General features: G+C 69.6%; 6 protein-coding genes. 2 read left to right on the forward strand and 4 right to left on the reverse strand.

Annotation, left to right across the window (positions count from 1 at the left end):
* The first annotated feature begins 106 nt into the window (after nucleotides 1-106).
* Nucleotides 107-1,072 (forward strand): pirin family protein, encoded by a 966-nt coding sequence (locus ABZ842_RS36480; RefSeq protein ID WP_361547301.1) that lies wholly within the window; start codon nucleotides 107-109, stop codon nucleotides 1,070-1,072.
* A gap of 297 nt (nucleotides 1,073-1,369) precedes the next feature.
* On the opposite strand, the gene ABZ842_RS36485 is transcribed toward ABZ842_RS36480, so the two are convergent.
* Genes ABZ842_RS36485 through ABZ842_RS36500 form a run of 4 tightly spaced genes read right to left on the reverse strand, consistent with a single transcriptional unit; the run spans nucleotide 1,370 to nucleotide 4,891 of the window.
* Entirely contained in the window at nucleotides 1,370-2,236 is an 867-nt protein-coding gene (locus tag ABZ842_RS36485) for a 3-hydroxyacyl-CoA dehydrogenase family protein (protein ID WP_361547304.1), read from the reverse strand.
* Nucleotides 2,236-3,450: an HAD-IIIC family phosphatase gene (locus ABZ842_RS36490; protein ID WP_361547307.1), complete on the reverse strand. Its 1,215-nt coding sequence runs from the start codon at nucleotides 3,448-3,450 to the stop codon at nucleotides 2,236-2,238. Before ABZ842_RS36490 ends, ABZ842_RS36485 begins: the two co-directional genes overlap by 1 nt.
* Entirely contained in the window at nucleotides 3,447-4,598 is a 1,152-nt protein-coding gene (locus ABZ842_RS36495; protein WP_361547310.1) for an acyl-CoA dehydrogenase family protein, read from the reverse strand. Before ABZ842_RS36495 ends, ABZ842_RS36490 begins: the two co-directional genes overlap by 4 nt.
* Nucleotides 4,599-4,621: 23 nt before the next feature.
* Nucleotides 4,622-4,891 (reverse strand): acyl carrier protein, encoded by a 270-nt coding sequence (locus ABZ842_RS36500; RefSeq protein WP_361547313.1) that lies wholly within the window; start codon nucleotides 4,889-4,891, stop codon nucleotides 4,622-4,624.
* 440 nt (nucleotides 4,892-5,331) lie between these two features.
* Between ABZ842_RS36500 and ABZ842_RS36505 the strand changes: the two genes are divergently transcribed.
* On the forward strand, nucleotides 5,332-8,144 hold a 2,813-nt coding region (locus ABZ842_RS36505; RefSeq protein WP_361547316.1), incomplete at its 3' end, for an amino acid adenylation domain-containing protein.

The following is an 8,144-nucleotide window of genomic DNA, read 5'->3' on the forward strand; positions in this document are numbered from 1 at the left end:
CTGGGTCTGTGTGTGGCGTCAACGGAGGATGATAGTTGAATATTCCACGACTGTCTGAAGCGTGGGGACTGCCCGTCGGGAGCCCCACGGGAATAGGTTGAGCGCCATGAGCAATCTCGATCGCCAGGCCGCCCTCTCCGTCTGCGGTGGCCGCGGCTTCGTCGTCGCCGAGCCCGTACGCGAACTCCTCAGCCCGCGTACCGTTCCGCTGGGCGAGTCCACCGTGGTCCGACGGCTGCTGCCGAACCTCGGCCGCCGCATGGTGGGTGCCTGGGCCTTCGTCGACCACTACGGCCCCGACGACATCGCCGACGAGCCCGGCATGCAGGTGCCGCCCCATCCCCACATGGGCCTCCAGACCGTGAGCTGGCTCCACGAGGGCGAGGTGCTGCACCGCGACAGCACCGGCAGTCTCGCCACCATCCGCCCCCGTGAGCTGGGCCTGATGACCTCGGGCCGGGCGATCAGCCACTCCGAGGAGAGCCCCCGCTCGCACGCCCGCTTCCTGCACGGCGCCCAGCTGTGGGTGGCGCTCCCCGACACGCACCGCCACGTGGAGCCGCACTTCCAGCACCACTCCGAACTGCCCACGCTCACCGCGCCGGGCCTGACCGCCACGGTCATCCTCGGCTCCCTCGACGGAGCGACGTCGCCCGGCACGACGTACACGCCCATCGTCGGGGCGGACCTCGCCCTGGCCCGAGGAGCGGACGTGGCGATCCCGCTCGATCCCGATTTCGAGTACGCCGTGCTGTCGATGTCCGGCGAGGCCCACGTCGACGGCGTTCCGGTCCTCCCGGGCTCCATGCTGTACCTGGGGTGTGGCCGCACGCAGCTGCCGATCTGCGCCGAGTCCGACGCGGGCCTGATGCTCCTGGGCGGCGAGCCCTTCGAAGAGGAGCTGATCATGTTCTGGAACTGGATCGGACGCTCACAGGAGGAGATCGCCCAGGCTCGCGAAGACTGGATGACGGGCACCCGCTTCGGCGAGGTGAAGGGCTACGACGGCGACCCTCTCCCGTCCCCCGAACTGCCGCCGGTGCCGCTGAAGCCGCGGGGAAGAGTGCGCTGAGCTGGGGTTTTGAGAGGGCCGGTGTGCCCGCGATCTGGTGGGTTGGCGTGGCGGCGGGTGAGAGGGTGCGGAGGTGTGCGTCGGCCGTGGTCGCAAACACGGCAGCGTCTGTCAGCAGTTCAGCGAAAGCCACGGCCCCCGGGCGGGCGCGAGATGGGACGGATATTCGGTCGCGGGCGCCGCGTCCCGCCCATGGGTCCGTCGCCGCACTCACCAACCCGATCATCCTGACCTGACCGGACCCGAGGTATGCGCGCTCGTCCCCGGCCCTGCGCGTCAGTGCGCCACCGCGTGCGCCTACAACTTCGGGTACGTGTGGAAACCTCGTCCGCTCTTACGCCCCAGCCGGCCGTCCGCAACCAAATCGGTGAGCAACGGACACGGCGTGAAACGATCGTCGCCGGTCAGCTCGCGTAGGACGTGCAGAGTGTCCACGACGGTGTCCAGGCCGATCAGGTCCGCGGTGCGCAGCGGCCCCATGGCGTGTCCGAAGCACTCCTGGAAGAGCCGGTCCACGGTGGCCGCGTCGGCGGTGCCGGCGGCGACCACGCCCGCCGCGTCGTTGTACGTGGCGTGCGACAACCGGTTGGAGACGAAACCGGGCACGTCACCCACCACGATCCCCTGCTTGCCCATGCCCTCCAGCAGGTGCTCGGCGCGGCTGAGGGTCTCCCCGGTGGTGTGTCTGCCGCGGACGACCTCGACGAAGTCCTTGGCGTAGGGCGGATTCATGAAGTGCATGCCGAGGACGCGGCCCGGCTCGCTGATGTGCTCGGCGAGCAGGCCGACAGGGATCGCTGACGTGCAGGTGGCGACCACCGCCGTGGCATCGAGCACCGCGTCGAGTGAGCGGAAGACCTCCCGTTTGAGCGGGATGTCCTCTCGGGCGCACTCGATGACGAAGGGTGCGGTGCCCAGGTCTTCCAGGTCGGCACGGAAACGCACCCGTGCCACGACCCCCTCGGCCCCGTCCGCGGGCGGCCGGCCCAGCAGGGAGGCCATGCGGATTCCCGTGCGCAGCCGGTCCGGGGCTGTGGTCAGGGCGTGCGCCACGGGGTCGACCACGGTCACGCGGTACCCGGCAGCGGCCAGGCAGTGTGCGACGCCGACCCCCATCGTGCCTGCGCCGACGACCCCTGCAACAAGGTGGGAAGAGCTGTCCATCACGGGCCTTCCTGTCCTTCTCGTCCTTCCCCGTCTTCCTGGCCATTGAGTCCTTCCTGGATCGGCGCGGCGGCGTGTGGGGGAGAGGCGGCGGGGGACACGATGCGTATCGTGCCGTCCTGAGCGGGTGGGGCGGCACCGGGAGCGATGCCGAGCAGTATCCGATCGCCCCGGCGCTCGATCACGTCGAAGCCGTTGAAGCGCAAGTTGACCAGCATCACCCGATTCACATCGGTCGGTACGAACTCCGCCAGCGGTCGACGGCCGGCCGCGAGCGCGTCGCGCACCACATGGGCGATCAGAGCCGGGCCGACACCCCGCGACATCACGCGGCAGGACAGCAAAAGCAACTTCAGGACGCTGTCGGAGTCGGTCAGCTCGGTGAGCGCGAGGCCGATGACGCCGTAGGAACCGAAACGGTCCTCCAGGCTCGCCACCAGGACCTGATGCGTGGGCGAGGTGAGCAACGCCCGCAACTCGGCCATGTCATAGGTGCGCCCTGTCGTGTTGAGCTGATGGGTGCGCACGGTGAGCTCATGGGCGCGTTGGAGGTCGGACTCCGTCGCTCGCCGGACGGTGAGCACCAGGTCCAACGTGGCCAGGAAGTCCTTCGCAGGGCCGGTGTACGCGTCCTGTGCGCTCTTGCGCCGCAGGTCACCACGGTAGAGCTGGCGTCGACTGCGGCTTTCGGCGGTCACGAACTCGGGGCGGAAGTCGTCCAGACCGGGAAGCTCGGCCGCCTGCTCCGCGCGGTACACGCGCACCGTGGGATGGCTCGCGGCCACCTCCGCCCGCTCGACCGCGTCATTGTCGATGAACGCCACCGTGTCGATGCCGATGTTGATCGCCTCGGCGACCCGGCGGACCGCATCGGACTTGGCACCCCAACCGATCTCCAACACCGTGAACATCTCCTCGATGCCCAACGCTCTCAGGTGCTCGACGGCCCTCGGCCCGTCGCTGCGACTGGCGACGGCGTGCAAGATGCCGCGCTCGTCGAGGGCTCGCAGCGTCGCGAGGGCGTCGGGGAACGGCTGCGGGGCGTCGCCCTCCAGTACGGTGCCGTCCCACACGGTGTCGTCGAGGTCCCACACCAGGCACTTCACCGTCGGTGCGGCAGCGGCAGTGGATGCGGCGTCGGCCGGCAGCGCCGGCTCGACGGGACCGGTCCCGCTCGTCGTCCGGGACGCTTCGCCCCTGGCCCTGGTCGTCATCGTGGTCCTTCCTCGACCCTGGCGCCGGCCCGGTCACCCGCCGAAGGGCGGAACCCGTGGCGACGCAACAGCCGCTCACCGATGTGGAGTTCGGATACGAACGAGGAGCCCTCGATGAGCTCCATCACCTTGGCATCCCGGAAGAACCGTCCCACCAGGCTCTCCGGCGCGATCGCCGCCGCGCCCAGGATCTGCACCGCCGCCGCGCTGACCGCGGTGGCCGCGTCGGCAGCCGCGTACTTGGCCACGACGGTCTCCGCCAAGGCGCCGGGATCGCCCTGCGCACGCAGCTCGGCCGCCCGGGCACACAAGGCGCGTGCGGCCCGGCTCCGGACGGCAGTCCGGGCCAGCTCCGCCCGTACGAGCTGGTGCTCCGCCAGCGGCACGCCGCGCTGAAGGCGCTGCACGGCGTGGTCGGCAGCCGCGGTCACACACACCTCGGCCATGCCGACGCAGCCCCATGCCACGGTGTGGCGACCGTGATCCAGCGCCGTGCCCACGACGTGCGTGAGCCCCGAGCCCGGTGGGCCGATCGCGCGGTCCCGTGACACCCGCACCCCGTCGAAATCGACATGGGCGATCTCGGCGGCCCGCATGCCCAGCTGTCCCGACACCGACTGGCGCCGCACCCCCGGACGATCCCCGTCGACCAGCAGCGCCCAAAGCCCCCCGGACGCCAGCCCGAGAACCAGGAAGACATCGGCCGTGCGACCGAAGGTGACCCACAGCTTTCGCCCGGTCACCACCAGCTCGTCGCCGTCCTCGTCGATGCGCGTCTGCACCCCGGCGAGATCCGTACCCGCACCGGCCTCGGTCGCGGCAAAGGCGGCGAACCGCGCTCCGTGAGCCAACAGCGGCAACCAGAGCTCGCGCTGCGCCGCCGTGCCCCAACGCAGCACCGCGGCGGCCACCATCTCCTGCACCGTGAGCAGACCGCGCAACGCGCTGCACACGCCGCCGAGTTGTACGCAGACATCACCCACCTCGACCGGGCCACCGCCCGAGCCGCCGTAGTGCTTCGGCAGGCCCACCCCGAAGATGCCGGCTCGTGCGACGGCGCCGCGTACGGCCTCGGGCAGCGCGCCCGAACGGTCCCAGTCGTCGGCGTCCTTCCGTAAGGCGGCAGCAAAGCCCGTGGCGTCCACCATGCTTGAGGGAAGGTCGGTGAGCGTCATGACTCGGCCACGCCGCTGCCGGCGCCCCGGGACTGGACGAAGGCCATGATGTTCGAAGCCGTGCGGAAGTTGTCGATGGCGAGGTCTTCGACCTCCACCGCCAGGTGGAAGCGCTTCTCCACGAAGCTCACCAACTCCAGGGCGAAGAGCGAGTCGGCGAGGCCGGTGGTGAAGTAGTCGTCGTCGGGGCCGACGTTGGCCCCGAGCGCGGTCGTCAGAAAGGCCAGGACGTCCTCGACCGTCGCCGGCACGGGTGCTGTCGTCATCAGTGCTTCTCCCTCGAACTGGCCGTCGGTCGCCCCTGCCGGGAATCCGCTGACATGATCTCCGTGCGAGCGGAAGGGGTCGCTTTGCAGAAAGCGTACGGGAGGCGAATTTATGATTGCTGGAATTCCTCTGGATGAACACTTGAATCGCCGTATCCGCGCCTGTGTGTGCGTCGCTTCGCCGATCACCGAGTTGATTCATAGGGCATATGTCGACCCACGGGCCTGGGAACCTCTCGCCACCAGTAATGATCTTCCGTAAACGATATTGAGCCGCCGAGACGGCCGCTTGAGGAGCGCCGCAATTCTGCTGGAGAAATCGCGACCGATGCGCATTCCTTCGTCATGGTGAGAGGGAACGCCGTCGCCTGTCTCGGCGGTTTCTGCCGCTCAGGGGATGACCTTCCTTCCTACCCAACCCGATGGGAGTGCGGTTTTCCGTGGCTACCTTCCTGCTCACCGGTTCGGGCGATGTGGAACTCCCGCAGTGCGCCGGAGGCACCCTGAGCTGCGCTGTGGGGCCGACGGAGGCGGCGCGGCCCACGCTGCTGGCCCCTGTCGTCACGCCCCGGCGCGCAGCCGCACCAGCGGAAGGCGGCTTCGAACACGTCGACGTGTGCGTCCCGCCGGACACGGCACGTGCACTCCTCGCCCGTGCGGACGACGTGGGCGTCACCGAGTACACCCTGGTGCAGGGAGCGTGGTCGCTGCTGCTCGGCGGGCTGACCGGGCAGCAGGATGTCGTGTTCGGCGTGCCCTGCACCGGAAGCGAGCAGGTCCCGATGGGTGCGGGGGCGACGTACCCACGCGTGCCAACTGCCGTGCCCTTGCGCATCGGACTCGCACCCAGGGTCACCCTGACTGATCTGCTGCGTGACATCGCCCGCCGCCACGCGACCCTCGACGCTCACCGCTGTGACCCCGCCGATCGTCACCAGCCCACCGGTACGGCCCTGTTCGACACGGCCGTGATGCCTGCACCACCGGCGACGACAGACGGACCGAGCGACGCCACCGACCCCACGGCCACTGGCTGCGCCGTGACGGTGATCGTCAAGGCCGGACCGCGCCTCCGGATTCATCTCCGTTACCGAACAGCCCTCCTCGACCGGGTTGACGTGGCAGCGGTGGCCGGCCGGCTCGCGCTCGTCCTCCAACAGATCGCCGTCGCCCCCACCCTGGCCGTCGCCCGCCTCGACCTGCTGGGCCCTGCGGATCGGGAGTTCTTGTTACCCGGCCCGAGCCAGTCCGCGGCGCCGATGGTGCGGGAGACGCTTCCTCGTCTGTTCGATCAATGGGCGGCGGCGCGGGCCGATGCGGTGGCGGTGGTGTGCGGGAGTGAGGTGGTGACGTACGGGGAGCTGGACGTACGGGTCAATCGGCTGGCGCGGGAGTTGGTGCAGCGCGGTGTGGGTGCGGAGTCGGTGGTGGGGGTGTCGTTGGAACGGTCGGTGGACTGGGTGGTGGCGCTGCTCGCGGTGATGCGGGCGGGCGGGGCGTATCTGCCGGTGGACGGCGCGTATCCGGCGGATCGCATCGCCTACATGGTGGGTGACTCGGCAGCGGTGTTGGTCCTCACGGACACCGCGAGAGCGTGTCGACTGCCCGAACTCGCTGCACCGGTCCTGGAACTCGATGCTCCGGAATTCCTGGCCGAAGTCGTACGGCGCGACGGCTCCCCGCTCACCGATGCCGACCGTCACGGTCCGTTGTCCCCGGCGAATTCCGCGTACGTGATCTACACCTCCGGTTCGACGGGCCGGCCGAAGGGCGTGGCGGTCACCCACGCGGGGCTGGCGAGCCTGATCGAGGCACAGCGGGTCCGAATGCGCCCCACGGCCGACAGCCGGGTGCTGCAGTTCGCGTCGCCGAGTTTCGACGCGTCCATCACGGAGATCTGCATGGGCCTGCTCACCGACGCGACGCTCGTTCTCGCGCCGCAGGACGAGCTGGTCCCCGGTCAGCCCTTGATCGACACGGTGAACGCGCAGCGCGTGACGCACCTCCTCCTGCCTCCGGCGGTTCTCGGATCGTTGCCGCCGGGGGCGCTGCCGGGGGTGGTCTCCCTCACCGTGGGAGGTGAGGCGTCCACGCCGCAACTGGTGGCCGACTGGTGCACGAGTCGGGACCTGGTGAACGCCTACGGTCCGACGGAAGCGACGGCGATCGTGTCCTTCAGCGACCCGCTGACTGCCGATGGGGGTGCACCTCCCATCGGCAGACCTGTCTGTCACACGCAGTTGTACGTGGTGGACGACTTGCTGCGGCCCGTTCCGGTGGGAGTGGCGGGGGAGCTGTACGTGGCGGGCGCGTCCCTCGCGCGGGGCTATCTGGGACGAGCTGGACTGACGGCCGGTCGATTCGTAGCGTGTCCGTTCGGGCCGCCTGGGCAGCGGATGTACCGCACGGGTGATGTGGCCGCATGGCGGCACGACGGCCAGCTGCTGTTCCACGGGCGTGCGGACCATCAGGTGAAGGTGCGAGGATTTCGGATCGAGCCCGGCGAGATCGAAGCGGCACTGCGGGCCCACCCCGCGGTGGCCCAGACAGCCGTCGTTGCAGCCGAGTACAACGGGGACCGTCGGCTGATCGGGTACGTGGTACCCGTCGAGGATGCCCCGGCCCCGAGCCCCGCCGCGTTACGGACCCACCTCGCTGCATCGTTGCCCCCTTACATGATCCCGTCCGCGCTCATGGCCCTGGAGACCCTGCCGCTCACCCCGAACGGGAAGCTCGACCGTGCGGCCCTACCGATGCCCGAGCTGACGGGGCAGGCCCCGTACCGGGCGCCGCGCGGTGAGCGGGAGCGGGTCCTCGCGGAGCTGTTCGCCGAGGTGCTCGGTGTGGAGCGGGTCGGGATCGACGACAGCTTCTTTGACCTGGGCGGACACTCCCTGTCGGCGACCTGGCTGGTGAACCGGGTACGGACGGTGCTGGGCAGGGAGATGTCGGTCCGTGCGGTGTTCGAGTCGGCGACCGTCGCACGGCTGGCGGACTGGCTGGACCTAAAGGCCCTGCCCCCACGAGCACCCCTGCACAAGGCGCTGGTACGACCCGAGCACGTACCCCTGTCGTACGCCCAGAACCGCCTGTGGTTCCTGCACCGCTACGAGGACACATCGGCGACCTACAACCTGTCATACGTACTGCGCGCCCCTGGTGAGGTGGATGTGGGGGTGTTGGGGTTGGCGTTGCGTGATGTGGTGGTGCGGCATGAGAGTTTGCGGACGTTGTTTGTGGAGGGTGGGGGTGG

Origin of the sequence: Streptomyces sp. NPDC047315 (assembly GCF_040643215.1) — a bacterium.
Taxonomy (GTDB): Bacteria; Actinomycetota; Actinomycetes; order Streptomycetales; family Streptomycetaceae; genus Streptomyces.